Source organism: Bradyrhizobium sp. USDA 4341 (genome assembly GCF_054063755.1).
In genome coordinates, this window is sequence record NZ_JBSSGO010000002.1 from 9,158,456 (window position 1) to 9,184,963 (window position 26,508).

13 protein-coding genes and 1 pseudogene are annotated in these 26,508 nt (G+C 64.6%); 11 read left to right on the top strand and 3 right to left on the bottom strand.

From position 1 onward, the window contains the following. Positions 1–103: 103 nt before the first annotated feature. Positions 104–12,040: a filamentous haemagglutinin family protein gene (locus ACVIGB_RS48540; protein WP_456723922.1), complete on the top strand. Its 11,937-nt coding sequence runs from the start codon at positions 104–106 to the stop codon at positions 12,038–12,040. Positions 12,041–12,549: 509 nt separating this feature from the next. Here the strand turns inward: ACVIGB_RS48540 and ACVIGB_RS48545 are convergent. Together ACVIGB_RS48545 and ACVIGB_RS48550 are read right to left on the bottom strand one after the other, a co-directional pair. Next, on the bottom strand, positions 12,550–13,137 hold the full coding sequence (locus tag ACVIGB_RS48545) for an ANTAR domain-containing response regulator (protein WP_456723921.1): 588 nt from the start codon (positions 13,135–13,137) through the stop codon (positions 12,550–12,552). Then, positions 13,134–14,297 carry a transporter substrate-binding domain-containing protein gene (locus ACVIGB_RS48550; RefSeq protein ID WP_456723920.1) on the bottom strand — a complete coding sequence of 388 codons (1,164 nt, stop codon included), beginning with the start codon at positions 14,295–14,297 and terminating at the stop codon, positions 13,134–13,136. Before ACVIGB_RS48550 ends, ACVIGB_RS48545 begins: the two co-directional genes overlap by 4 nt. Before the next feature lie 418 nt (positions 14,298–14,715). On the opposite strand from ACVIGB_RS48550, the gene ACVIGB_RS48555 reads away from it, so the two are divergent. From ACVIGB_RS48555 to ACVIGB_RS48595, 9 genes and pseudogenes are all read left to right on the top strand, one after another. Next, positions 14,716–16,116, top strand: coding sequence for an amidase (locus ACVIGB_RS48555; RefSeq protein WP_456723919.1), 1,401 nt, complete (start codon positions 14,716–14,718; stop codon positions 16,114–16,116). Between the two features lie 17 nt (positions 16,117–16,133). Beyond that, positions 16,134–17,129 carry an acetamidase/formamidase family protein gene (locus ACVIGB_RS48560; RefSeq protein WP_456723918.1) on the top strand — a complete coding sequence of 332 codons (996 nt, stop codon included), beginning with the start codon at positions 16,134–16,136 and terminating at the stop codon, positions 17,127–17,129. Positions 17,130–17,186: 57 nt separating this feature from the next. Beyond that, positions 17,187–18,402 (top strand): annotated as a pseudogene (locus tag ACVIGB_RS48565) (urea ABC transporter substrate-binding protein). A 94-nt stretch (positions 18,403–18,496) separates the two neighbouring features. Further along, positions 18,497–19,363: an ABC transporter permease subunit gene (locus ACVIGB_RS48570; RefSeq protein WP_456723916.1), complete on the top strand. Its 867-nt coding sequence runs from the start codon at positions 18,497–18,499 to the stop codon at positions 19,361–19,363. 13 nt (positions 19,364–19,376) lie between these two features. Further along, complete coding sequence (locus ACVIGB_RS48575) at positions 19,377–20,450, top strand: branched-chain amino acid ABC transporter permease (protein ID WP_456723915.1); 1,074 nt, start codon at positions 19,377–19,379, stop codon at positions 20,448–20,450. Positions 20,451–20,453: 3 nt separating this feature from the next. Next, entirely contained in the window at positions 20,454–21,173 is a 720-nt protein-coding gene (locus tag ACVIGB_RS48580) for an ATP-binding cassette domain-containing protein (RefSeq protein WP_456723914.1), read from the top strand. Further along, on the top strand, positions 21,163–21,873 hold the full coding sequence (locus ACVIGB_RS48585; RefSeq protein WP_456723913.1) for an ABC transporter ATP-binding protein: 711 nt from the start codon (positions 21,163–21,165) through the stop codon (positions 21,871–21,873). The genes ACVIGB_RS48580 and ACVIGB_RS48585 overlap by 11 nt, the downstream gene beginning before the upstream one ends. 63 nt (positions 21,874–21,936) lie before the next feature. Next, positions 21,937–22,698 carry an SDR family NAD(P)-dependent oxidoreductase gene (locus ACVIGB_RS48590; RefSeq protein WP_456723912.1) on the top strand — a complete coding sequence of 254 codons (762 nt, stop codon included), beginning with the start codon at positions 21,937–21,939 and terminating at the stop codon, positions 22,696–22,698. Between the two features lie 16 nt (positions 22,699–22,714). Next, on the top strand, positions 22,715–24,118 hold the full coding sequence (locus ACVIGB_RS48595) for an amidase (protein ID WP_456723911.1): 1,404 nt from the start codon (positions 22,715–22,717) through the stop codon (positions 24,116–24,118). Between the two features lie 33 nt (positions 24,119–24,151). Here ACVIGB_RS48595 and ACVIGB_RS48600 read toward each other — a convergent pair whose 3' ends face one another. Continuing rightward, positions 24,152–25,354, bottom strand: coding sequence for a serine hydrolase domain-containing protein (locus ACVIGB_RS48600; RefSeq protein WP_456723910.1), 1,203 nt, complete (start codon positions 25,352–25,354; stop codon positions 24,152–24,154). 223 nt (positions 25,355–25,577) lie between these two features. Here ACVIGB_RS48600 and ACVIGB_RS48605 point away from each other — a divergent pair, with 223 nt between their 5' ends. After that, positions 25,578–26,252 carry a response regulator transcription factor gene (locus ACVIGB_RS48605; protein ID WP_456723909.1) on the top strand — a complete coding sequence of 225 codons (675 nt, stop codon included), beginning with the start codon at positions 25,578–25,580 and terminating at the stop codon, positions 26,250–26,252. Positions 26,253–26,508 lie beyond the last annotated feature (256 nt).

Sequence of the window (26,508 nt, forward strand, 5' to 3'; positions counted from 1 at the left end):
GCGGGTCGGCCCATTCGGGATCGTCACAGCCGCGAGGGTCTCGGTGCTGGCGCTGAGACGCGAAATCTTCGGCTGTCGTCGCCCGGCGCAAGAAAGCGATTCCATGGTTCCCCGCCTCTCCAGGTCTCTCACCCGCGCGACCGTTCGCACTGCATTGTTTGGCAGCGTCAGCGTCGTGGCACTTCTCGCCAATACGCCGGTGGTCGCGCGCCCGTTTGGATCGAGCTGGACGGTGTCACCGTCGGCCGCGGCGATGGCGGCTTCGCAGTCGGCAGCGCAGGACGCGGCAGCAGCCGCCAAGCAGGGCCAGGATGCGATGGCGCGGGCCACGCGCGCCATCCAGGCGATCCAGGGCCTGCAGAACGCGGCGCGCGCCGCGGCGCAGACCTCGCAGCGTTCGGTGACGTTGCCGCAGGTCGCTGTACCCAACGGCCTTGCGCCCGGCGGCCTGCAGGTGGCGCCGGGATGGCAGGGCGCGAATGCGCCGACGCAGGCGATCGATGCCGCCGGTCAGACCCAGGTCGGCATCGCGCAGACCAGGGCGCAGGCGATCCTCAACTGGAATTCATTCAACGTCGGCGCGCGCACCACGCTGACCTTCGACCAGCAAGGCAATGCGAACTGGGTGGCCCTCAACCGCGTCGTCGGCAGCGCGGCGCCGAGCCAGATCCTCGGCAACATCAAGGCGGACGGCTCGGTCTATGTGATCAATCAGAACGGCATCATCTTCGGTGGTGCGAGCCAGGTGAATGTCGGCTCGCTGATCGCCTCGACCGCCAACATCACCGACACCCAGTTCCTGCGCAATGGCATCTACTCGCAGCAGGCGAGTGGCCAATACGTGCCGAGCTTCACCGATGCCCGTGGCGCGGTGAGGGTCGAGGCCGGCGCGCTGATCTCGACCAACGCACCGTCATCGGTGACGCAGGGGGGCGGCTTCGTCCTGCTGATGGGAACCGAGGTCAGCAATGCCGGCTCGATCAGCGCGCCGCGAGGCCAGGTGCAGCTCGCAGCCGGCAACGACTTTCTGCTGCGGCCGGGTTACAGCACGGATGCCAACCAGGCCTCGACCACACGCGGCAACGAAATCTCGCCGATCGTGCGCGACGCGATTGCGGCTGTCGGCAATTCCGGCCTGATCTTCGCCCAGCAAGGCGACATCACGCTTGCGGGCCGCAGCATCACCCAGAACGGGGTGCTTGTCGCCACGACCTCGGTCAACACCCGCGGCACGATCCATCTCCTGAACGCAGCGTCCGATGCCGCGGGCAGCATCACGCTCGCCAGTGGCAGCCTGACCGCGATCCTGCCCGAGCTCGACAGCAGCGACACCGCGCTCGACAGCCAACGCAGTCAGCTGGTCACCGATTCCAAGGCCTTCACCCACGCCCCGGTCGCCAGCGCCCAGTTCGACAATCTTTCCCAGCTCGCCGACCGGCTCGACCAGGGACGTATCGAGATCGTCAGCGGCGGCAGCGTCAACTTCAAGGACGGCTCGACCACGCAGGCGCAAGGCGGCCAGGTGGCGGTCAGCGCCGGCCGCCGCGTCTTCGCCGAGAGCGGATCGATCATCGACGTCTCGGGCGTACGCGGCGTGCTGCTGCCGATGTCGACCAATAACCTCCTGATCAACGTGCAAGGCAACGAGCTGCGCGACTCGCCCGCCAATCGTGATCGGGACAATCTGAAGAACGCGGACGTCTGGATCGACGCGCGCGATCTGGTGCTGGTGCCGGCGGGCACCGGCGGCTATGCGACCGACCGCTACTACACGCCCGGTGGCCTGCTCGAGGTCTCGGGATATCTCGCCAATACCGCCCACCGGATCGGCGAATGGGCCGCGGTCGGCGGCACCGTCACGTTGTCGGCGCAGGAAGTCGTCGCGCAGAAGGGGGCGGTGTTCGACGTCTCCGGCGGCTCGATCAGCTATCAGGGCGGCTACATCCGCACCACCAATTTCCTTGGCGCCGACGGCCGTCTCTACAGCGTCAACCAGGCACGCGCCGATATGCAGTTCTACGGCTTTGGCGCGGGCTTCATTCGCGAGCACAAGCTCGGCGGCAAGGTTGCACCGAATCTGACCGAGGTCTGGACCAGCCCGTTCGGCAAGGGCCGCGTGACCACCCGCTGGGAGGACGGCTACACCATCGGCCGTGACGCCGGCTCTCTCGTCCTGTCCACGCCGACGGCAGTGTTCGAAGCTGATATCGTCGCTGATGTCGTCACCGGCTCACGCCAGACGACGGCGCGGCCCGACGGCACCACCGACGGCTACAAGCTGTCTCAGAACGTCGCGCCGCTCCAGGGCAAGCTCGCGCTCGGTGGCTATTCGGGGCTCGGCCTCATCAGTGCATCTGCCGCGCAGGTCATCTTCGGCCGCACGCCTGACATCACCGATGCGCTGAACGTCACGTCGGTCTTGCCCGACGATCGGATCGGGACTGCATTGTTCAATTCGGACGCGCTCAATGCCGCGAGGCTGGGCGGTCTCAGTGTTGCGAGCAGCAAGGAAATCCTTGTCGAGGCGCCGCTCGAGCTTGCTCCTGGCGCGCAGGTGACCTTCATGGCGCCGCATGTCGAGATCGGCGCGAACGTCACGGCGCATGGTGGCAGCGTGACGCTGACCAATCTCATGCATGCCGTGTTCGGCCAGGGGCAGAACGAGCTATGGTGGGCGCTCAACGCTCCGAACGGCAAGTCGCAGGTCACGATCGGCCAGAACGTCGCCGTCGATCTCAGCGGGCTGTGGAGCAACGAGCTGACTGGAACCGATGGATCCGGCCGGGCGCATCTGGATGGCGGGAATTTCACCGTTTCGACCACAGGCGGCATCACGCTTGCGAGCGGGTCGCTCATCGATGTGTCGTCAGGTGGCGCCATCCTGGCGAATGGCAAGACACAGGGTGGCAAGGGCGGCAATGTCAGTCTCGTCGCCAATGACTATTCGCATCTAGCCTGGACGCAGTTCTTCACCAATCCGCTCATCCTCGACGGCACCATTCGCGCTTACGGCTTCGGTGGCGGCGGCACGCTGACGCTGAACGCCGGCCAGGAGATCTCGATCGGCGAAGCCGTGGCCGAGGCGCTGGTGCTCGATCCGGCGATCTTCCAGTCCGGCTTCACGGCCTACAACATCAGCAGCAACACGGGCATCCGGATCGGCGAAGGCGCCCGTGTGGACGCCGAGGTGCCGGTCTATCGCTTCACCTCGCGCAGCTTCATCACGCCCAGCGGGAGCCTCGTCATGGAGGCCGCGGACCTCTGGACGCCTCCTAAATTCACGATCAATTCCTTCACGCGCAGCGCCACGCAGCGCGTCGGCGCCGATCTGACGTTCTGGAGCCTGCATGATTTCACGCTGGCGAAGGGCGCGTCGATCGACGTCGATCCGGGGCGTTCGGTCTCGATCTACGCCAATCGCCAGACCGTGATCGACGGTGCGATCAGGGCGCCCGCAGGCAATATTTTGATCACGAGCCTGCAGGATGCGCCCGGCGACGTCAGGTACAACATGGGTTACGGCGAGTTCGGCCTGACCCGATCGTTCTGGATCGGCAACGACGCGGTGCTGGATGTCTCTGCGCGCGACGCGGTCGGGCGCGACGAGAACGGGATTTCCTATGCTGCGGTGCCGGACGGCGGCACGATCCGCATCGGCGGCACCGGAGCGCTGGATCCAAAATATCCCGTCGTCAGCGATGCCTTCGTGATCGTTCGCCCGGGCGCGCTGATCGACGCGTCGGGCACCGCTGCGGTGGTCAATGTCGAAAGTGGCAACAGCTACGTCCCGACGCCTGCCGCGAGCGATGGCGGAACGATCTCGCTCTATTCCAGCTTCGGCATGGCGCTCGACGGCACATTGCGCGCGGCATCAGGCGGAAGCGGCGCGTCCGGCGGCACGCTGGACCTGACCATGTCGTGGCGCGGCTACATCGTGGGCCAGCCGAACGCCAATTCGCCCTATGCCAGTAGCGAACTGCCTCCGGAGTTCCAGAGGTCGCGCGATATCACGCTCGTGCAAAACGCTACGGGCAGCGGGCTGAGCGCCAGCCTGTCGCCCGGCCAGGCCGATCCGGCGCTGCAGTTCGGGCGGACGGTGATTGGCGTCAACCAGGTCGAGAAGGGGGGCTTCGGCTCGCTCGCGCTCTATACCCGCGACCTTCTCATCTTCGACGGCAATGTGGATCTCAGCCTCTCGCGCAGCCTTCGGCTTTCGAGCGGCGTCATCGCCGCGGCGCCTGACACCCCGAACAGCACAGTTCGCTTGTCCGCGCCCTATGTCCGTCTTGATGGCGTCTACAACGCCGCGGATGCGCAGGCGGCGGTGGGCTATTCTCCCGGGATCAACGACCTTCACGTCCGCAACCCGGCGGCCGGCGGAAGTTTCACGGTCGCAGGCGATCTCGTCGATGTCTATGGCAACGTCCAGTTCGGAGCCACCGGCAAGCAGGGCAGTGGAGACGTGGACTTTGGACGTCCCATCAGCGTTTCGTTCGACGCCCGCGGCTTTCATCAAATCGCGTTGCAGAGCAGTGGCGATATCCGGTTCGGCAACGGCGGTCTCGACGTTGAGAACCTCGCACTGACCGCAGACCAGATCTATCCTTTGAGCGGCGCCGTTGCCGCGATCGTGGTTGGGCTCCGTCCAAATGGCATCAGTGCCGGCTATGACCCCGACGCCCATCTCGTTATCCGCCGCAACGACGACCAGACGCCGGCGGTACCGGCTTCGGTCTTTGGCGATCTGACCCTTGTTGCCGCCAATATCGATCAGGGCGGCGTTCTTCGCGCGCCACTGGGGCGCATCTGGCTCAACAACAATGTTGGCCCATTCAACGCGCACATCGTCTTGCGCAGCGGCAGCATCACCTCTGCAAGCGCAGCCGGCTTGATCATGCCGTTTGGCGGCACCTCGGACGGCATCACCTATCAGGGCGCGGACGGTACACTGCGCAATCTGGCGAGCGCCGCTTACGACGATCATTTAGGTAACATCAAGATCGCCAGCGGCGTTTCGATCAACGCCGCGTCGGTCGTCGGTGAGGCCGGTGCCGTGCTCGACCTGACTGGCGGCGGCACACTCACCGGCGCGGGCTTCATCTCCGGTCGTGGCGGCTCGGTCGACGTGCTGAAGACGGCGCTCGTCAACGCCAATCCAGTCAACAGCTACAGCTCTGCGGGCAACAAGGTCTATGCGATCGTACCCGGTTACGCCGCTGACTACGCGCCGGTGATCGCAACCAATGGGGCCGGCGATCCGGCGATCGGCCAGCAGATCACGCTGCCCTCCGGTGTGCCGGGAGTTCCGGCGGGCACCTACACGCTGCTGCCGTCGAGCTACGCGCTGGTGCCTGGCGGCTATCGCGTCGAGCTTGGCGCAACCGGAACAACCATCACGGCTTCCGTCGCTGCGGGCAATGGCTCCGTCGTCACATCGGGTTTTCTCGGTGTTGCCAATACCGGTATCAGGGACGCGTTGCCGACGCGGGTGATCCTCACGTCGGGCCAGACCACGCGGCTCTATTCGCAATACAACGAGACCGGCTATGCCGATTTCGAGCGTGCGCAAGCGGCCGCATTCGGCGGCTTCCGGCCGCGTCTGCCGGAAGATGGCAAGATCCTCGAGATCGGACTTGCCCAGCAGTCGGACAACACCAAATCACTGTCCTTCGCTGGCACCGCATTGTTCGATGGCGCCAAGGGCGGCATTGACGGCACGCTGATCGTCAGGCCGTCGATTGTCTCGTCCGGTCCTGCCGTTCTGGACATCACCGCACCGGGGGTCTCGCCGATTATCGGGCATACGTCGGTCTCGAGCGACGACGTCAATGCCTTCAGGGCGCCAACGCTCATGCTGGGCGGCACCAGCACGTACTTTTCGGAGGACAATCCCGGGGCCGGCGCCAAGATTTATTTCGACGGAAGCACGGCTGCGGCCGTCAACCTGCTCGACGGCACGCTGATCCGCGCCGGCCAGGTGTTCCTGGTCGGCAAGACGATCAGCATGTCGGGCGGTGCGACGATCGATACGCGTGGACTGAGCAGCGCCGCTGTCGATTCCACGTTCGGCTATGTCTACGGCAACATCGCGCCTTATTCGTCGGCAGATCCCGCAGGCAGCCCGGCCGTGCTCGCGGTCGCCAACGGCTGGTTCCAGTTCCTGGATGCGGTTGGACCCGGAAAGATCAGCATCGCGAGCGGTGCGTCGCTGCTGACCGACGGCAGCGTGGTGCTCGCCGCGCCGGGCGGGCTCACGATGGGCGACGTCAATTTCGGTGCGCGTTACCTCAACGTCACGCAGGAGCGGGTCAATGTCGGCACCGCGGCCGCGCTCGCCGCGGCGCAGGCCGCGGGGCAACTGCCGGCGGGCTGGAATCTCACCCAGAGTGTGCTCGACAAGCTGCTGCGGCCGTCGACGACTGCCGGCAGCCCGGCGCTTGAGCAGCTCATCATCACGGCAAGCGGCGCGTTCAATCTGATCGGCAGTGTCGACCTCGACACCAGGCGCCAGGGCGGCGCCTCCGATTCGCTCAAATTCATTCTCAATACACCGGCGATTTATGGCCTGGGCTCCGCGGGCGACACTGCCAGCATCACCGCCGACACGCTGGTCTGGAACGGCATTCGCACGGGCAACGGCAGCGCCACGAGCCCTTACGGCAGCCAGACGCCCGCCGCGGTGCTGCCCGGCGGGCCCGGCACGGGATCGGGTCATCTCGCCATCACGGCCAACGAGATACTGTTCGGCTATGATGCTTCACTGAGCAGGCCGACCGATGGCGCAACGCTGAACCGCGTGGCGCTCGGCTTCTCCGACGTCACGCTGACGGCTGCGAAACGCATCACCGCTAACAGCAACGGCTCGCTGAAGGCGGGGCTCAGCCAGGACAGCACCGGCGCGTTGCAGGGCGGCGCGCTCACCATTGCGACCCCGCTGATCACGGCGAGCGGCGGGGCTAAGCTCGACGTCAGCGCCGGCGCGGCCTTGCGTCTGGTCATGCCGGCGGGGGCCGCGCCCGCCGACACGCGTGGCGTGACGGATCTCGGCGGCACGCTCTCTTTCACCGGAGACAGTGTATTTGCCGACACCGCATTCGCCTTGCCGTCCGGCAAGCTGACGCTGAATGCGACGCACGACGTCGTGCTCGGCGCAAACGCGACCGTCGAGCTGTCGGGCCGCGGCATCGCCTTCTTCGACGTCACCAAGTTCAGCTGGGGCGGCGATCTCATCCTGAACTCCGCCAACGGCAATATCGTCCAGAATGCGGGCGCGGTGATCGATGTCTCGGCCGCGAACAATGCGGCGGGCTCGATCGCGGTCAAGGCGATCGACGCCGCGCATGGCCAGGTTTGGTTCGGCGGCACGCTCAAGGGATCGTCGACGGGCGATTACGGTAGCGGCCAGTTCACGGTCGCAGCGCAGAATTTCGGCGATTTCGCCGCGTTGAATGCCAAGCTCAACGATGCCGGTTTCTTCGGCGCCCGCAGCTTCGATCTCCGCCAGGGCAGCCTTGTGGTCGGCGATGGCGTGAAGGCGCGCTATGTGGCGGTCTCGGTCGATCAAGGCAGCCTCACCGTCGCGGGCAGGATCGACGCGAGCGGGGCGAAGCCCGGCACCATCCGCCTGTCCGCGCGCGACGATCTCAGGCTCACCTCGAATGCCGTGCTCGACGTCCATGGCAACGTGCTTTGGATCGACAGCTACAGCGTGCCGATCGAAGCCAACAACACCGCGCATGTCGAACTCACCACCACGCACGGCACCATGACGCTGGCTGCGGGCGCAACCATCGACATGACCTCGCCGGATGGCGTCGCACGGGGCAAGCTCGAGCTCAGCGCGCCGCGCCGCGGCGGCAGCGGCGGCGACGGTGCGGGCGCCAACGATATTGCAGTCGACGCGCGCGGCCAGCTCAATATCAGCGGAGCAAGCAGCATCGCGATGAACGGCTTCCGCACCTATGACCTTCCGGGCGGCAGCATCATCGATCAGGCCTATCTCGACGGTGTGCATGCCGACAGCACGCAGTTCATCAACGCGGCGCTCGCAAATGGCGACTTGCAGAACCGCCTTGCCGGGCTTGCGGCCTACGGCTCCGCCTTCCATCTGCGGCCCGGTGTTGCCATCACCTCAAGCGGCGATCTATCGACCAAGGGCGATCTGGATTTCTCCGGCTACCGCTATGGGCCGAACGCCGATCCGGCCGTGCGTGGCTCCGGCGAACCGGGTGTGCTGGTGGTGCGTGTCGCCAGCGATCTCAAGATCAACGGCAGCATCACCGACGGATTCGCGCCGCCGCCGGCGTCGCCTGACGCGGTGACCGTGATTGCCACCGGCACGTTGCCTGCCGCCTACACCGTCACGACGAATGGCGTGATCCTCGGCAATGGCTCGACCATTCCGCGCGACGGCACAATCAACATGGAGTTGAAGCTCGACGACGGAAGCATCACGGCAAGCCCGAACGCCGCAAATTCGCTCCCTATCTCGATCACCTTGGCGGAGGACTTCACCGTGAGGGGACCCGCCAATCGGGTCAGGACGCTGAATGGTGGACGAATCATCGCTCCGGACAAGACCTACAATCCGGGTGATGTGTTGCCCCTTGGTACAGTATTTCCAGCCGGCACCGTGTTCGAAAAAGGCGTCTATTTCACCGGGCAGATCTTCATCAACGCAGGCATTAGCCTGACGCTTCAGCCTGTGACGCTGCCCGCAGGGACCAGCCTTGTCCTATTTGGGGGTTACACGTTCACTGCCGATACGCCGCTGCCCAAGGGCACGGTGCTGCCGGCCGGCATGACGAATATCAATCTGACCGGGCCCGGTGATCGCCAGATCTGGGCGATCGCCCCGATGCTCGCGCCGGGCACGCAGTCCTGGTCGATGCGGCTTCTGGGCGGCGCCGATCTTGCCAGCGCCGACAGCCGCACGTTGCAGTCCGCCAACGCGCTCGCCGGTTCGGGCAATGTGGTGTTGAACGATCCGTTCAACGTCACCATCAACAAGCCGACGACGACGGGCGTCAGTGTCCTGCGTACAGGCACGGGCGATCTCGAACTTCTCGCCGGCGGCAACTACGATCAGCAGACGCCGTTCGGCGTCTATACGGCGGGCACGGCGATCAGGGAGACCGGGACGGCCGCGAACGATCCTTACAACGTCGGTCGCGGCACATTGGCCGATGGCTCGCTGCTCGGATCGGCAAACGCGAACTATGAACCGACGCTGGGTTCGCAGCGGATGTATTACCCCGAGCACGGCGGCGACTTCCTGCTGGTCGCGCAGGGCGATGTCAAAGGCACGCTGGCGAAGCCCACGACCGAGATCGGGTCCTGGCTATGGCGCCAGGGCGGTTCGGAAATCGGCCAGTGGACCGCCTGGGGCATCAATTTCGGCAGCTATACCTACGATCAAATCCGCGACGCGAGCATTTTGAGCCTGGGACTGTCCACGTTCTCCGGTCTTGGCACGCTCGGCGGCGGCAACGTCACGCTGCAAGCGGGTGGCACGCTCGGCGGTGACGCAGGCCGCGGCGTCGTCGTCGCCGTCGGCGGCAGCGGCCGGGTGATGGCCGATGGCAGCCTTGTGCAGACCGGTGGCGGCACGCTGTCGGTGAAGGCCGGCGAGATCGGCACCGGCGGCAATCAGTTCGTCAATCTGCGTGGACGGATCGATATCGCCACGGGAGACTTCGGCAGCCTCACCGCGTCAAACTTTCGGGTCGATGGCGGGTCGGATCCGCGGCCGATCAACCCGCTGACACCTTATTCCATGACCACGCTGAGTGGTGGCGATTTCGCACCGGGCGACAGCGCGATCGACATCCGCGCGCGTGGCGATCTGGCGGTCGGAACCATTCTCGACCCGGGTCGTGTCGGCACCACCGGTCTCACCGCCGCCGGCAATGGCGACGAGGCAGCGAGCTGGTTCACGCTGTGGACCGGGACCACCGCACTCGACATGATGGCCGCCGGTGGTTCGCTCTCGCCGGGTGGTGGCCCGGCCATCTCCCGCTTCCTGCCCTCGATCATGCGGGCGGTCGCCGCGAACGGAAACATCTACGGACTTGGCGGGGGAATGCTGCTGCAGTCACCGAACGGTGCGTTCGAGGTTTTCGCGCAAGGATCGATCTTCGGCAACACACTCGAGACCGGTCTCCTGACGACGCCGGCGTCGGCTCTGGCAACGCCGTTCAGGCCCGGCTGGGCGAGCTTGACGAATGGACTGAGTATCACTGCGTCCAATTACTGGGGCGACTACAATGCGCTAAGCGATCAAATCAACGGCGCGCAAGCCGTTTATTCTTACGGCACCGGCGGACAGCCCTTCGTCTTCGATGCGAACACGGTGAAGGACAGGGTCGTGCCGGCCCAAAGCGATCTGTCGCGCATCTATGCTGTGAACGGCGACATCACGAGTATTACCTATGGCCGGATTCTGACAACAAGCCAGTTCGTCGCTGGCGCGAACGTCTACAGCGTGACTTATCAGGCAGCAAGGCCGCTGCAGATGCTGGCGGGCGGTGACATCGTCGATACGATGGGCCTGATCCTGCATAGCGATCAGAACGACGTCTCGACCATCGCGGCCGGCGGCAGCATCATCTATGCTGGCTGGCCAGGGCTCCAAATCGCGGCGAAGCAAGGATGGGCGATCGCCGGGCCGGGCACGCTCGAAATCACGGCGGGCAGGAGCATCTATCAGGGATCTACAGCCACGGTCGAAAGCATCGGAGCTCTCGCTGCGGGCGACAAACGGCCCGGTGCCGGCGTGGTCATGCAGGCTGGAGTCGGCGCCGGCGAGATCGGCATTGGACAAGTGGACTGGGCCGGGTTTGCCAGGCTCTATCTCGATCCGAACAATCTCGCAGGCGCGGGACCGCTCGCCGACCAGCACGGCAAGGTTGCCAAGACCTACGGGGATGAGCTTTATGACTGGCTGACGGAACGCTTCGGCTATGGCGGGACAAAGGCCGATGCCCTCGGTTACTTCGTCACGCTGCCGGAGGCGCAGCAGCGCATCTTCCTGCGGCAGGTCTACTATGCCGAGCTGACCGCGGGTGGGCGCGAATACAATGACGCGGGTGGGCCACGCGCCGGCTCTTATCTGCGCGGGCGCGAGGCGATCGCGACGCTATTCCCGAATCCGTCCGCCTACCGTGGGGACATCACGATGTTCACGGCGGCCTCCGGCACGCTGGGCAAGCCGAACTACAAGATTCAAAGCGGCTTTGTTCACACCGATTTCGGCGGCGACATCCAGTTCCTGACGCCGGGCGGCGGCGTCACGATCGGCACAGAAGGGCTGCTGCCGGGCGCCGATGCGGGCCTCATCACCCAGGGCGCGGGCAACATCCAGATCTATTCGCAGAACAGCGTGCTGATGGGCCTGTCGCGCATCATGACGACGTTCGGCGGCAACATCGTGATCTGGTCGGCGGAGGGCGACATCAACGCGGGCCGCGGCGCCAAGACCACGGTGATCTATACGCCGCCCAAGCGCGCCTACGACAACTACGGCAATATCACGATATCGCCGGTGGTGCCGTCCAGCGGCGCCGGCATCGCAACGCTGCAACCGATCCCGGAGGTGGCGCGCGGAACGGTCGATCTGATCGCGCCGCTCGGCACAGTCGATGCGGGCGAGGCCGGTATCCGCGCGTCGAGTTTCGTCAACATCGCTGCGCTGCATATCGTCAACGCCGCCAACATTCAGGCGCAGGGCGGCGTGATCGGCGTGCCGCAGGTGCAGGCGCCCAACATGGGCGCCCTGAGCGAAGCCTCGAACACGGCGGGCGCCGCTGCCAAGCAGGCGGCCGTGCCGCCGCCGCAGACCAACGAGCAGCCCTCCGTCATCATCGTCGAAGTGCTCGGCTATGGCGGGGGCGACGGCAGCGATGATCAAAAGCGGCGCGGCAACGACAAGCAAAGCCAGTACGACCCGAACAGCGCCTTCCAGTTGATCGGCGATGGCCAGTTGAACGCGGAGCAGTTGAAGAAGCTGACCCCGGATGAGCGCCGTCAGGTGGTGAACTAAAGCGCGATGACTTGACTTCGAATCGAGCAGGCTCCGCTTCACCTCGCCCCGCGGGCGGTAGGGCAATCGCATATGGCGTCGGCAGTGTTCCGACACTGGCAATTCCGACGTCGTCATGGCCAGGCTTGTCCCGGCCGTCCACGTCTTTGTCACGCGGGAATCAAAGACGTGGATGCCCGGCCCAAGGCCGGGCATGACGAGTTCGTGGAGAGATCGAGCCCATAAGCGATAGCCCCGCACTTGCGGGCGACGGGCGCTTGCACGATTTCGGAATATTGGAAGAATATCCCTGAGTTGCCCGACGTGTCAAGTTGTCCTGTCGAACGCCAGCAGTCGTCAGCTCCTTTGCATGGGGTTGTTTTCGATATTTTGGTAGCGCACACCTGTGACGGCAGGGCAATCGTACTCGATCGCTCTGCAGACTTCGTCATGCCCGGCCTTGGGCCCGGTATCCACGTCTTACTTTCCGCGTCGCAAAGACGCGGATGGCCGGGCATCGGCGATACCGGCTAACCCGCCGCGCGGGGCAGGGAACCGTTTGCCGTGATCTCGGCCGAGAGCTCCTCGATGGTCTTGCGCTGCTCCATGGCGGCGCGGCGGATCAGCGCAAAGGCGGCCGGCTCGGCGAGTGCATGGGTGTGCATGACCTGAAGGACGGCGGCGAGCACGACGCGGCGGGATCGAAGACGCTGTTCGAGCTTGAGCACCTGCTGCTTCAGCTCATTGGTGCGCTCGCTTCGCTCGAAGGCGAGGACCAGCGCGGCATAGATGCCGGCCGAGCGCAGCGGCTTGACCAGGAACGAGGCCGGATCGAGGTCGAGCACCAGCTTGAGGCGGCTTGGCGTCTCCGTGCCGAGCAGGGCGATGACCGGGCTTCGTCCAAGCGACGCGCGCTGCGCCGGCGAGGCGAGCGGCAGGAACTCATCGTCGATCAGCGTCACGTCCGGCCGGCAGTCGATTTTGGTGGCGCCATCCCACGTGACGATGTCGATGCCGAGACGTTCGAACTGGCGCCTGACGATGGTGGCGTCGCGCTCGTCCTTGATGGCGACGAGCGCCTTGCGCCCGCGCAGCGAAAATGACGACGGCTTGCTCATTTCACAACCCGCAAATGGGGCGCATTCGGCAACGTTCCATCCCTTGCGGGACCGGCGGCGATGTCGAGCTGCGTCAGATAGGGATCCGGTCTAACCGGAGCTTCAGCTTCCCAGAAGATGTCAAACTGTCCGTCGGCGTTGGAGACGGCGAGCCGCGGCGTCAGGACGCAGTGGTTGTTGCTGCCGTCGATCCAGACCGGACCTTGCGGCGAATTGTAGCGGTGGCCGGCCGCGGCGCGCCGCACCTCGCCGATATCGGACGTGCCGGCGCGTTGTAGCGCGCGGGCCAGCAGATAGACCGCGACATAGGCGGATTGCCCGTCCACCGACGGGCTGCTGTGCTCGCCGTGACGTGCCTTCCAGCGCGCGACGAAGGCCTGGTTCTCGGGCAGGCGAATGCTTTCGAAATAGGCCGACGACGTGATGCAGCCGGCCGATGCGGGACCCGCGATCTTGAGCTCGGGCTCGCACAGGCTGCAGCTCAGCATCGGGATGTCGAGACCCGCCGCGGCGGTTGCGGCATGAAACGCGCGGATGAAATCATAGCTCGAACTGCCGACCAGCGTGTTGAAGACAACCGGCGGCCGGCGCCGCACGATCTCGTCGACGATGTGCGTGACCGCGCTTTCACCGAGCTCGAGCAGGCGTTCCGCGAGAATCCGTCCCCGCGCCGCCGTCACCAGCTCGCGGGTGACGCGGTTGGTTTCCCAGGTCCAGACATAGTTGGAGCCGACGCAGAAAATCTCGCGCGACAGATTGTCGAGCACGTAGCGCACCAGCGGCAGCACGTTGTGATTGGGCGAGGCGCCGACATAGATGACGTTGTCGGAACATTCGAACCCCTCGTAGCGTGCCGGATACCAGAGCAGGCGGTCGGTGCGCTCGACGATCGGAAGCACCTGCTTGCGGGAGGCCGAGGTGTAGCAGCCGATGATGTGCTCGACCCCGACATTGCGAATGAGATCGTCGCAGACCGTATGATATTCCGAAATGACGCCGCGGGGATCGCGGACATGCGCCGATATCGCGAAGTCGAACTCGTCCAGCTCGTTGATCTCGTCGACCGCCATCATGGCGCTCTTCAGGATCTCGCGCCCCATGGCCTGATAGGGCCCATGCTGCGAGCAGATAATGCCAACGGGAATGGACGGCTTTGTCATCGACGACTTTCAGTGCAACTCATGCAGGAAACCATCTTCGCAGAGGCCGGTGCAAGAGGTCATGCCGATTTGCTGCGCAGCACCTCGCGAAATTTGTGCAACCAGCCTCGTTGACAACGCGCTGCACACCTCCTTAGAATTTTCTCCTACAGGGCTTCCTGTCGAACCTTGCGTGCGTCGATTTGGCCGATGACGTCCCGATCGCCGCGCAGAGTGCTCCGTTCGATCCCGGACCCACGCGATAGTTCATAGCCGCGGCATTTGGGCCATTCGTCACCTTCGTTTGGAGGGGCGGGTGGCTTTTTGCTTTTGCCGCCAAACAAATTGGCGACACATCCGTGTCGCCAAGCCGGAGGCGCATGCGCGGTGATGGGCAGTGCCTGCGCTTGCGTCGTGCCAAGTGCGGGGATGAGAAACGATGCCGACGACGGATCTTCACTATCTCGGGCTTATTGAGGTCGGGCAGCAAATCCAGGCCAGGAAACTCTCACCGGTCGAGGTGACGAGAGCGATGCTCGGGCGGATCGAGCAGCTCGACGGCCAGCTCAAGAGCTACGCCCATGTGATGGGCGACGCAGCGCTCGCCGAAGCCGCGGCAGCCGAAAAGGAGATCGCGTCCGGTAAGATCAAGGGGCCGCTGCACGGCGTGCCGATCGCCGTCAAGGATTTGTGCTGGGTCAAGGGCGCGCCGGCCGCGCACGGCATGACCATTCATCGCGACTTCCGTCCGAGTGAGGATGCTACCGTGGTCGCGCGGCTGAAGGATGCTGGTGCCATCATCCTCGGCAAGCTGCAGCAAACCGAGGGCGCTTATGCCGATCATCATCCGAAGATCGATCCGCCGAAAAACCCGTGGAATGCCGATCTGTGGTCCGGCGCGTCCTCGAGCGGTTCCGGCGTCGCCACCGCGGCGGGGCTTTGCTTCGGTTCGCTGGGAACCGATACCGGCGGATCGATCCGCTTTCCCTCAGCTGCCAACGGCATCACCGGGCTGAAGCCCACCTGGGGCCGCGTCAGCCGTTACGGTGCTTTCGAACTCGCCGCAACGCTGGATCACATCGGTCCGATGGCGCGCAGTGCGGCCGATTGCGGCGCGATATTGGCGGTGATCGCGGGCCAGGATCCGAAGGACACCACGTCCGTGCCGCTATCCGTGCCGGACTATCTCGCTGGTTTGTCCGGAGACGTGCGCGGCGTGACGATCGGGGTCGATCGGCGCTGGACCAGCGAGGGCACCGACGAGACTGCCGGCAAGGTGCTCGGCGAAGGTCTGCGTGTTGCCGCTGATCTCGGCGCGAAGATCAAGGAGATCACGTTCCCCGATCCGAAGGCGGTCATCGAGGACTGGTTCCCGCTGTGCGGCATTGAAGTGGCCGTTGCGCACGAAGAAACCTATCCGGCACGCAAGGACGAATACGGTCCGGCGCTCGCCGGCCTGCTCGATCTCGGCCGGGCGCAATCCGGCATGGACTATCAGAAGATCGTGCTGCGGCGCGAGGCGTTTCGCGGCGCCGTGCGGCTGCTGTTCGAGACGGTCGATCTCATCGCGGTCCCGGCCCAGGCGTTCGCTGCGCCGACATTGGCCAAGATGGCGGCGCTCGGTGAGGACCCGTCGCTGATCACCGGGCTGCTGCGCTTCACCTGTCCGTTCGACATGACCGGCAGCCCGACCGTGACGCTTCCCGGCGGCTTCGCGCCGAATGGCGGTCCGGTCGCCTTCCAGTTTGTCGGTCGACATTTCGACGAGGCAAGTCTCGTCCGTGCGGGCGATGCCTTCCAGCGCATCACCGACTGGCACAAGCGCCATCCCGCGATCTGAGTTGAGGAGCCGTTCGCATGACCGAAGACTGGTTGAAGAGTTCCATCATGGCCAAGCGGGCCGTCGCCAAGGGCGCGACCGGCACGACCCATAGTTTGACGATCGAGCAACAGGGCAGCTTCAATTACGTCTATGGACCTTATGCCAAGCCGACCCTGTCGATCGATCCGGGCGGGGTGGTCGTCGTCGAGACTGAGGATGCCTTCGGCGGCGTACTCACCAGCGAAAGCGACAGCCCTACGGCGAAGCTGAATTTCCCCTATCTAAACCCGCAATGCGGGCCGATCGCGGTCAAGGGCGCCAGGAAAGGCGATTGCCTCGCCGTCTATATCCGCGACGTCGAGACCCGCGGCGCGCAGCCGGCCGGCACGACCTGCATCATTCCGGAGTTCGGCGGCCTGGTCGGAACGGCATCCACGGCGCTGCTCAATCCGCCGCTGCCGGAGCGCGTCAAGAAGCTGCACGTCGACCGCAACGGCGTGCGCTGGAACGACAAGATCACGCTGCCCTATGAGCCGTTCATCGGCACGATCGGCGTGTCGCCCGAGATCGAGGCGATCTCCTCGCTGCAGCCCGACTATCACGGCGGCAACATGGACCTGCCTGACGTCGCACCTGGCTCGATTATCTATTTTCCGGTGCATACCGAAGGCGGGCTGCTCTATGTCGGTGACTGCCACGCCACGCAGGGCGACGGCGAGCTCTCGGGCGTCGCGCTCGAGCAGCGCGCCACCGTCACGCTGCAGATCGATCTGATCAAGAACTGGAGTTTTGCCTGGCCGCGGCTCGAGACCCGCGACTTCATCATGACGATCGGCAGCGCGCGGCCGCTCGAGGACGCAGCGCGGATCGCCTATCGGGAGCTCGTGCGCTGGATGAGCGCCGACTACGGCTTCGACGAGATCGACGCCTACATGCTGCTCAGCCAGGCCGGCCGCATGCGGCTCGGCAACATGGTCGACCCCAAATACACGATGGGGGCGTCGATCCTGAAGAATTACCTCAAGGCGTGACTTCCACATCTTTCAACGACAAGGAACATCGCGATGAATTCGGGGCGTATAGTCGGAATGGCTTTGCTTGGTGCCGTGCTCGGGACGGCGGTCATTGGTGCTGCTCAGGCGGCCGACCCGCCATTGAAGGTCGGCTTGCTGGAGGATGTCTCCGGCGATCTGGCATTCATGGGCATGCCGAAGCTGCATGGATCGCAGCTGGCGGTCGAGGAGATCAACAAGAGCGGCGGCATTCTCGGCCGCCAGATCGAGCTGATCCATCTCGATCCACAGGGCGACAACGCCCGCTACCAGGAGTTCGGCCGAAGGCTGCTCAACCGCGACAAGGTCGACGTGCTGATCGGCGGCATTACCTCGGCGTCGCGCGAGGCGCTGCGTCCGATCGTCGATCGCACCACCACGCCGTATTTCTACACGAACCAGTATGAAGGCGGCGTCTGCGATGCCTCCATGGTCAGCATGGGCGCGGTGCCGGAGCAGCAGTTCTCGACCCTGATCCCCTGGATGGTCCAGAAGTTCGGCAAGAAGGTCTACGTCATCGCGGCCGACTATAATTTCGGCCAGATCTCCGCGGAGTGGAACCGCAAGATCATGAAGGACCTCGGCGGCGAGGTCGTGGGCGAGGAGTTCATCCCGCTCGGCGTATCGCAATTCGCGCAGACGATCCAGAATATCCAGAAGGCGAAACCGGATTAGGCTGCTGACGATTAATGTCGGTGCCGCACAGGACTCGTTCTTCGAGCAGGCGGCCGCCGCCAACCTCAATTTGCCGATGGGGTCCTCGATCAAGGTCATGCTCGGCTTTGAGCACAAGCGGTTCAAGCCGCCGGCGCTCAATAACATGCATGCGACCGCCAACTGGTTCGAGGAGATCGACACGCCCGAAGCCAACGACTTCAAGAAGCGCTGGCACGCCAAGTTCCCCGACGAGCTCTACATCAACGACATGGGCTACAATGCCTATAACGCGCTCTACATGTACAAGGCGCTGGTCGAGAAGGCGAAGTCGACCAAGCTCGAGGACATGCGCAAGGTGATCGCGACCGGTGATGCCTGCATCGACGCCCCCGAGGGCAAGGTCTGCATCGATCCGAAGAGCCAGCATACGTCGCACCGCATGCGCCTGATCTCGGTCGGGCCCAAGCATGAGGTGACCGTCGAGAAGGACTACGGGACGATCCAGCCATACTGGCTCGGCGAGATCGGCTGCGACCTCACCAAGAAGAACGACAAGGATCAGTACACGCCGAGTCATCTTCCCAGCAAATCGTGACGCAATCGGGCACGAATCTTGCTCGTGTTTTGCATCACGGCTTTGAAGCGAACCGGCGCCGCAATGATGCGGCGCCGTGATCACGGAGAGTGGAATGTCGGCTGAACTCTTCTCGGTATTCTATCAGTTCGCCGACGTCTTCGCGTTCCTGATCCTGTCGGCAGCGGGCCTTGCCATCGTGTTCGGCATGATGGGCGTCATCAACATGGCGCATGGCGAGTTCATCATGTGCGGGGCCTATGTGACGGTCGGGCTCGTGAATCTCGGCGTGCCGCTCCCGATCGCCCAGATTCTGGCCGCGCTGACCGCGGGGATCATCGGCATGATCGTCGAGTTGCTGATCGTGCGGCGCTTCTACAAGCGTCCGCTCGATTCGCTGCTCGCGACCTGGGGCCTCAGCCTGATCGTGACCCAGTCGATGCTGCTGATCGTAGGCTCCGCGGTGCGCGGCATCGGCACGCCGGAAGGAAGCTTTGCGATCGGAGGCTACACCTTCTCGACGTATCGCCTCGTGCTGTTCGGCTGTGCGGTCGCGGTGCTGGCCGGGCTCTACATCATCTTCATGAAGACGCGCTTTGGCGTGATCGCGCGCGCCACGATGCAGAACGCGGCAATGGCAAAGGCGCTCGGCGCGCGGACGGGGCGCATCTATTCCATCAGCTTCGGGATCGGCACGGCGCTCGCGGGACTCTGCGGAGCGCTCTATGCGCCGACCATGACGCTGATCCCGACCATGGGCGCGACCTTCGTGGTCGAGAGCTTTGTCACCGTCGTGATCGGCGGCGCCAATGTCCTGCTCGGAACCGCACCGGCTGCGGTGTTCCTGGCCATGATCAGGATGGCGCTCAATGCGAGCTATGGGCAGATCATCGGGCAGATCGGCATGCTGTTTGCTGTGATCCTGATCATACGGGTGCTGCCTGAAGGGCTATCCAGCGTGCTGGTTCGTCGTGGACGCTAGACGGGAATTTCTGATGTTGAAGCTGCTCGACGGCTCGCAGACGCTCGGACGCGGAAAGATCTTCTGGTCGTGCTTTGTTGCCGTGCTGGCGGGCGCGCTGATCTATCCGCTGTTCGCCGACTCCTATGATGTCGGCAACTTTGCCTACTTCCTGATCTGGATCTTCATGGCGCTCGGGCTCTGCCTGATGTGGGGCTACGGCGGCATGCTGTCGTTCGGCCAGACCTTCTTCTTCGGCATCGCAGGCTACGGCTATGGCGTGCTCGCCATCAACATGGGCGGGGGAACGGCCACGATCGCCGCGCTCGTGCTCTCGGTTGTCATCGCGATGATGGCGGCAGGGGTCCTCGGCTATTTCATGATCTGGGGCGGGATTAGCGGGATCTTCTTCGGCATCGTGACGCTGTCGGCAACGCTGGTGCTGGCCTTCTTCCTCGGGCAGACGGCAGGACCGGAATGGCATATCGGTCCGGCCCGGCTCAACGGCTTCAACGGCATGAAGGGGATGGATCCGCTCACGGTCGGCAGCTTCGATATCGAGGGATCGGCGCTCTATTACCTCATGATCGCGCTGATCGTGATCGTCTACATCGCGCTGCGCATGCTGGTGAACTCGAGCATCGGCAATGTGATCGTGGCGACGCGGGAAAATCCGCAGCGCGCCGAGATGCTCGGCTACGACGTCCGCAAGTATCAGCTCCTGACCTTCGTGATCGGTAGCGGCCTCGCGGGACTGAGCGGCGCGCTGTACACGTCCTGGGGGCAGTTCATCACGCCGTCCAGCATCGGCCTCCCGGCGGCCGCGATGCCGATCGTGTGGGTGGCGTTCTCCGGACGCAATGATCTGACCGCGACCCTGGTCGGGTCGTTCCTGCTGCTGTTCGGCTTCCAGACCATCACGGTCTACAGCCAGCAGGCGGCGCTCGTGCTGATGGGTGTCCTCCTGCTCGCCACCGTGATGCTGGCGCCGCAGGGCTTTGTGCTTGGTATCGGCAAGCTCGTTGTCGACTGGTGGACCAGGCGTCGGCGGCGCGACGAGGCCCCCGCGCTGGCGGATGCCGGCCGTCTGCAATCGGATGAGACCTGAACCATGGCACTGGTCGATATAAAAGGCGTCTCCAAGCGCTTCGGCGGATTGACTGCCGTCTCCGATGTGGACCTGATGGTCAATGCCGGTGAGGTCCATTGCCTGATCGGCCCCAACGGGGCCGGGAAGAGCACGCTGTTCAAGCTGGTCGTCGGCCTCTATCCGCCGACCACCGGCAGCATCTTCTTCGACTCCGTCGACATCACCGCGGAGCGACCCTACGCGCGGGTGCAGCGCGGCATGAGCATCAAGATGCAGGCGCCGAGCGTGTTCAAGGAATTGCCGGTGCGGCAGAACATCCAGATTGCGCTGCAGGAACGGCTTTCGGGCGCGGAATGCCGGGCTGAGGAAGAGCGGCTGCTGTCGCTGCTCGATCTGACCGAGGATTCTGGCAAGCTCGCCGGTGCGCTGTCGCACGGCCAGCAGCAATGGCTGGAGATCGGGATGGCGCTGGCATTGCAGCCGCAGCTTCTGCTCCTGGACGAGCCGACCGCCGGCATGTCGCCGGAGGAGACCTACAAGACCGGCGAACTGGTCAAGTCGTTCAATGCCGAGGGCATGACGGTCCTGGTCGTCGAGCACGACATGGCGTTCGTGCGTCAGGTCGCCCAGCGCGTCACCGTTCTGCATCTTGGCAAGATCTTCGCGCGCGGCAGCCTCGAAGCCATTCTGGAAGACGAGAAGGTCGCGGAAATCTATTTGGGTAAGACCCATGCCCACTGATCGCATCCTTGACGTATCGGGACTTTGGGCGGGCTACGGCGCGACGCCGATCCTGCAGGGCGTCAGCATGCAGGTCGCGCGTGGCGAGATCGTCGGCGTGATCGGCCGCAATGGCGTCGGCAAGTCGACTTTGATGCGGTGCCTGATCGGCCTGCTGCAGAGCTGGCGCGGCACCATCACGTTCATGGATCAGGATGTGACGCAGTTCGAGGCCGATGCGCGGGCGCGCGCCGGCTTCGGCTACATTCCGCAGGGCCGCGATGTATTTCCGCAAATGAGCGTCGAGGAGAACCTGCAGGTCGGCGAGCTGATCGGCGGACCCGACGGAAAGAAGCTGCCGGAACTCGTCTACACGTATTTCCCGCGCCTGAAGGAGCGCCGGCGCCAGATCGCCGGCACCATGTCGGGCGGCGAGCAGCAGCAGCTTGCGATCGGCCGCGCGTTGATCGGCAATCCCTCTTTGATGATCCTCGACGAGCCATCGGAGGGCATCCAGCCCTCGATCGTGCAGCACATTTGCGAAGCGCTGCAATCGTTCCGCGCCGAGCTCGGGACGACGATCATCTTCGTCGAGCAGAACCTCGACACCATCCTGGCGATCGCCCAGCGCTGCTACACCATGGAAAAGGGCAAGATCACGCGATCGCTGGCCGGTGAGGAGGTCAACGCAGACAATGTTCGCGCGCAGCTGCTGCTTTGATCGGCCGCGCCATGTGGTGAGGAAGTACGCGTTCCATAATCGATAACAACGGAGGGAATGGATATGGATCTGGGACTCAAGGGAGCAAAGGTTCTCGTGACCGGCAGCACCAGGGGGATCGGGCGCGCGATCGCCGATACGTTCGCGGCCGAGGGTGCCAATGTCGGCATCTGCGCGCGCAATCAGGCGGATGTCGACACAGCGGTTACCGCGATCAAGGCCAAGGGCGTTGCGGCATTCGGCGGTGCGGTGGACGTCTCGGACGGACCCGCGCTGAAGGCCTGGGTCGCCGACATGGCTGGAAAGCTCGGCGGCATCGATGTCGTGGTCGCCAATGTCAGCGCGCTCTCGATCGGGCAGGACGAGGAGAGTTGGGAGAAGGAATTCTCCACCGACATGATGGGGACGGTGCGGCTCGTCAACGCCGCGATGCCGTATCTCGAGAAGAGCGCGGCGGCGGCGATCGTCACCATCTCCAGCGTGTCGGGACGCGAGGTCGATTTTGCCAGCGGTCCCTACGGGACGTTCAAGGCTGCGATCATCCACTACACGCAGGGGCTGGCCTACCAGCTCGCGGCGAAGGGCATCCGCGCCAATTCGGTGTCGCCGGGCAACACCTATTTCGAGGGCGGTGTCTGGAACATGATCAAGGACGGTAATCCCGAACTGTACAAGACCGCGCTGGCGCTCAACCCGACCGGCCGCATGGGCACGCCGCAGGAGATGGCGAACGCCGCGGTGTTCCTGGCGAGCAAGGCGGCGAGCTTCATCACGGGGACCAACCTCGTCGTGGACGGCGCCTTGACGCGCGGTGTTCAGTTCTAGCCGGGGCCACAACGACATGTCAGCGGATCCATTGCACTACAAGTCCATCACCGAGATCTCCGGGCTCATTCGCCGCGGCGAGGCGAAGCCCTCGGAGATCACGGAGGCGATCCTCGGCCGGATTGCGAAGCTCGATGGTCAGTTTCATGGCTATGCGCTCGTCCTGGCGGAGCGGGCCATGGCGCAGGCGAAGCAGCGCGATGCGGAGATCGCCAAAGGCATCTGGCGCGGCCCGCTGCATGGCGTTCCGATCGGGCTGAAGGACCTCTGCTACACGACGTTTGCGCCGACCGCGGGCGGCACGACAATCCATGCGAAGTTCGTGCCGTCCTTCAATGCCACGATCGTGGATCGGCTTGAGCTCGCCGGCGCGGTCACGCTCGGCAAGCTCAAGATGACGGAGGGCGCCTATACCAGCCATCATCCGGCCGTGCAGGCCCCGCTCAATCCGTGGAATGTGAACTACTGGGTCGGCTCCTCGTCCAGCGGATCGGGTGTCGCGACGTCGGCGGGCCTCTGCTACGGCTCCATCGGCAGCGACACCGGCGGCTCGATCAGGTTTCCGTCGGCGACCTGCGGCTTGACCGGCATCAAGCCGACCTGGGGCCGCGTCAGCCGGCACGGCATCTTCCCGCTGGCGGACTCGCTCGATCACGTCGGGCCGATGTGCCGCAGCGCCGTGGATGCCGGGGCAATGCTCGGCGTCATCGCCGGCGCGGATGCCAACGATCCGACCGCCTTGCGCGCCCCGGTGCCGAACTATCTGGCCGGCGTCGGCGAGAGCATCCGGGGCGTGCGGATCGGCGTCGATCGCAGATACACCCAGGAGGGAATCGATCGGCAGGTCGTCGCCGCCCTGGTACAGGCCGAGCGCGCGCTTGCCGATCTCGGTGCCGACATCCGTGAGGTGCATTTCCCGCCCTATCAGAAGCTCGTCAGCCAGTGGATTGCGATGTGCTCGGTGGAAACGGCGGAGGCGCATCTGGACACCTATCCGTCGCGCAAGTCGGAATATGGACCGGACCTCGCGCAGCTGATCGAGCAGGGCAGGGCGACGAGCGGCGTCGATATCGCCGCGATCCATCACGAGCGGCTGAAGTTCAGCGGCAGCCTCTCCGCGATGTTCGAGGATATCGATCTCCTGTTGATCCCGACGATGCCGGTGCCGATCCCGACTCTGACGAAGATGAGCGAGTACGGCGCCGACCCCAACGTCCTCCTGAACATCCTGCGCTTCACGGCGGTGTTCGACTTCTCGGGCAGCCCGACCATCGCGCTGCCGATGGGCATGGCGTCGGACCAGATGCCGCTCAGCATGCAGCTGGTCGGCCCGCATCTCTCCGAAGACGTGCTGGTCCGCGCCGGCGCCGCGTTCCAGTCGGTGACGGACTGGCATACGCGGCGGCCGCCGATCGAATAGCGCGTCGTCGTTGACTCCCCCCGTCGCGTTCCGTCAGGCCTTGCCAACAAGCCTGGCCGCGATCGCGCGATAGCCGCGCATCCACATGTGATCGAGATCGAGGTCCATCGGCAGCGGCTGCGAGGAGACGCGCGCGATCACGGTCTCGCTGGCCGGATCGATGTAGATCCATTGGCCGTGGATGCCGACGGCGGCGAACGGGGTTTCGTTGCGATCGATCGTGTACCACTTGTTGCGGTAGTTGCCGTTCGGAAACACCTTGGTCAGGTCGCCGCGCGACCAGGCCTCGGCATTGCCGTTCTGCCTGATGTCGTCGACCCACCAGCCAGGCACCACCTGCCGTCCGTTGCTGATGCCGTGGTTGCGCATCATCTCGCCGAAGCGGGCGAGATCGCGCAGTGTCGCGCAGATGCCGCCGGCGACGCGGGCCGCGCCGCGCGAGTCGACGGCGATGTAGGCGTCGTGCTCGGCGCCCATCGGCTGCCACAGATACTGCGCGAGGATCTTCGCGTAGGATATGCCGCAGGCGCGCTCATAGACCCAGCCGAGCACGTCGGTGTTGGTCGAGACGTAGTGGAAGGTCTGCCCGTGCGGCGTACCGTTCGGCCGCAGCGTGCGCAGATAGTCGCGTAGATTTGTCGGCGGCACGGTCGGGTCCGGCGGCTCCCAGCCGGTCGAGCGCCGGTAGTTCATGACGTCACCGTCGCGCGCCATGTAGTCCTCGTCGAAGCGGATGCCGACGCTCATGTCGAGCAGGTGGCGCACCGTGCAGCTGCCGCCATAGACCGATCCCTCCATCTCCGGGATGTAGCGCGTCACCGGCGCGTCGGGATCGAGCTTGCCGTGATCGGCCAGGATGCCGCCAAGCGTTCCGGCGACCGACTTGCTGACCGAAAAAATCAGATGCGGGGTGTCCGGTGCCAGGCCGTGGGCATACCATTCGAAAGCGACCTGTCCGCGATGCGACACGACGATGCCGTCGGTGTGGCTTGCGCGCAGGGCCTGGCCGACGCCGACCGTCTCGCCGCGCGGGTCAGCGAAGCTGACGTCGTCGAGATAGCGCGGCGCAAAGGACAGTGGGGCCGGCGTCGAGGCGCGCGCGATGTTGGCGGTGGGCAGCAGCTCGCGGACATTGCGGAATGCCCACTCGCTGAAGGGATGCTGACGCCAGTTGGCGAGCGTGACTTGTTCGTCGGCCGCCGACGGGAAGGCGGCCATGATGCGACGCGAGTTCATTGTTGATCCAATAATGATATCGGGGACGTGCAAAAGTTCCGTATAGGTCGCGCCGTTCGCAATCAACCAGATGGTGGAGGTCATGTCCGGGTTACTCCGGCGTAACCGTTTCCGGGATGTGCGCTTGGCCCGCAATTTGCTTGACTATGCCCCGCGTCTGTCTCAGCGTGGCCGCCATGCGACGCGCAGACGTTCGCCATCGGGAAACATCGGGAGGTAGGTCATGATCGCGCTTCTGGGCCGACCGGATCCGGCAACAACACAGGCCATCCAGTTCGCGCGCGGGATTCTCGAAGGCTCGGCGACCGCGTTCTACGAGGTCGACGGCAATCTGACCCTCAACCGCTTCGTGCTCAGCAGCAACGTTCCGCCGAGCTTCCACGACCAGTATCTTGCCGGCATGAACCGGCTCGATCCGTTGCATCCGCGCTCCGCGAGCAACCGGCCGATCGCCCGGCTGAGCATCGCGCTCGACCAATGTGCGTCCCAGGAGGCGGCGACCTATCGTGCGTTTGCCGGCCAATGCGGCGTCGCCGACATGATCGAGTTCTTCTTCCGCCGCAACGACCGGATCGTGGCCGGAATGAGCGTACTCTGGGCGCCAGGCTGTGCGATTCCCGACGGCAGCATGCACATCGCCGAGAAGATCCATGACTACCTCGAGTTCAACCTGACCAGCCGCCTGTCCCCGAATCCCGACGAGCCGACGCGCTACGGACTGACCTCGCGCGAGATGGAAGTGGTCGAGCTGTTGTGCTGCGGCCGCACCAACCGTGAGATCGGCGAGTGCCTGAGCATCGGTCTCGCGACGGTGAAGACGCATCTGATCCATATCTTCGAGAAACTCGGCGTCGAGACCCGCTCCGCCGTCGTCGCGCTGATGTCGCGGCCGCATTGAGGCGGGGGTGTCGCGATCCAGCTGCCTTCCAGGCGTCGTCCTGGCGAAAGCCAGGACCCATAACCACCGCATTTGATTGTGAACGGGGTTATGGCTCCAGCGTCGCACAGCAATTGCCATTTGTGGTAATGGGTCCTGGCTTTCGCCAGGACGACACTGAGTGAGTGGCGCGGTCTGTGAGTCATGGCTCCACATTCTCGCGACATGAATCGTCCGAGCTCTGCTCTTCGTTCCGCCCTCCTCGAACAGAGGGCGC

Bases quoted from the DNA above. Each gene is read 5' to 3' on its own strand.
- ACVIGB_RS48560 (WP_456723918.1), top strand. From the start codon at position 16,134: ATGACCGAAGACTGGTTGAAGAGTTCCATCATGGCCAAGCGGGCCGTC.
- ACVIGB_RS48575 (WP_456723915.1), top strand. From the start codon at position 19,377: ATGTTGAAGCTGCTCGACGGCTCGCAGACGCTCGGACGCGGAAAGATC.
- ACVIGB_RS48605 (WP_456723909.1), top strand. From the start codon at position 25,578: ATGATCGCGCTTCTGGGCCGACCGGATCCGGCAACAACACAGGCCATC.
- ACVIGB_RS48545 (WP_456723921.1), bottom strand. From the start codon at position 13,137: ATGAGCAAGCCGTCGTCATTTTCGCTGCGCGGGCGCAAGGCGCTCGTC.
- ACVIGB_RS48555 (WP_456723919.1), top strand. From the start codon at position 14,716: ATGCCGACGACGGATCTTCACTATCTCGGGCTTATTGAGGTCGGGCAG.
- ACVIGB_RS48540 (WP_456723922.1), top strand. From the start codon at position 104: ATGGTTCCCCGCCTCTCCAGGTCTCTCACCCGCGCGACCGTTCGCACT.
- ACVIGB_RS48595 (WP_456723911.1), top strand. From the start codon at position 22,715: ATGTCAGCGGATCCATTGCACTACAAGTCCATCACCGAGATCTCCGGG.
- ACVIGB_RS48590 (WP_456723912.1), top strand. From the start codon at position 21,937: ATGGATCTGGGACTCAAGGGAGCAAAGGTTCTCGTGACCGGCAGCACC.
- ACVIGB_RS48570 (WP_456723916.1), top strand. From the start codon at position 18,497: ATGTCGGCTGAACTCTTCTCGGTATTCTATCAGTTCGCCGACGTCTTC.
- ACVIGB_RS48600 (WP_456723910.1), bottom strand. From the start codon at position 25,354: ATGAACTCGCGTCGCATCATGGCCGCCTTCCCGTCGGCGGCCGACGAA.
- ACVIGB_RS48580 (WP_456723914.1), top strand. From the start codon at position 20,454: ATGGCACTGGTCGATATAAAAGGCGTCTCCAAGCGCTTCGGCGGATTG.
- ACVIGB_RS48585 (WP_456723913.1), top strand. From the start codon at position 21,163: ATGCCCACTGATCGCATCCTTGACGTATCGGGACTTTGGGCGGGCTAC.
- ACVIGB_RS48550 (WP_456723920.1), bottom strand. From the start codon at position 14,297: ATGACAAAGCCGTCCATTCCCGTTGGCATTATCTGCTCGCAGCATGGG.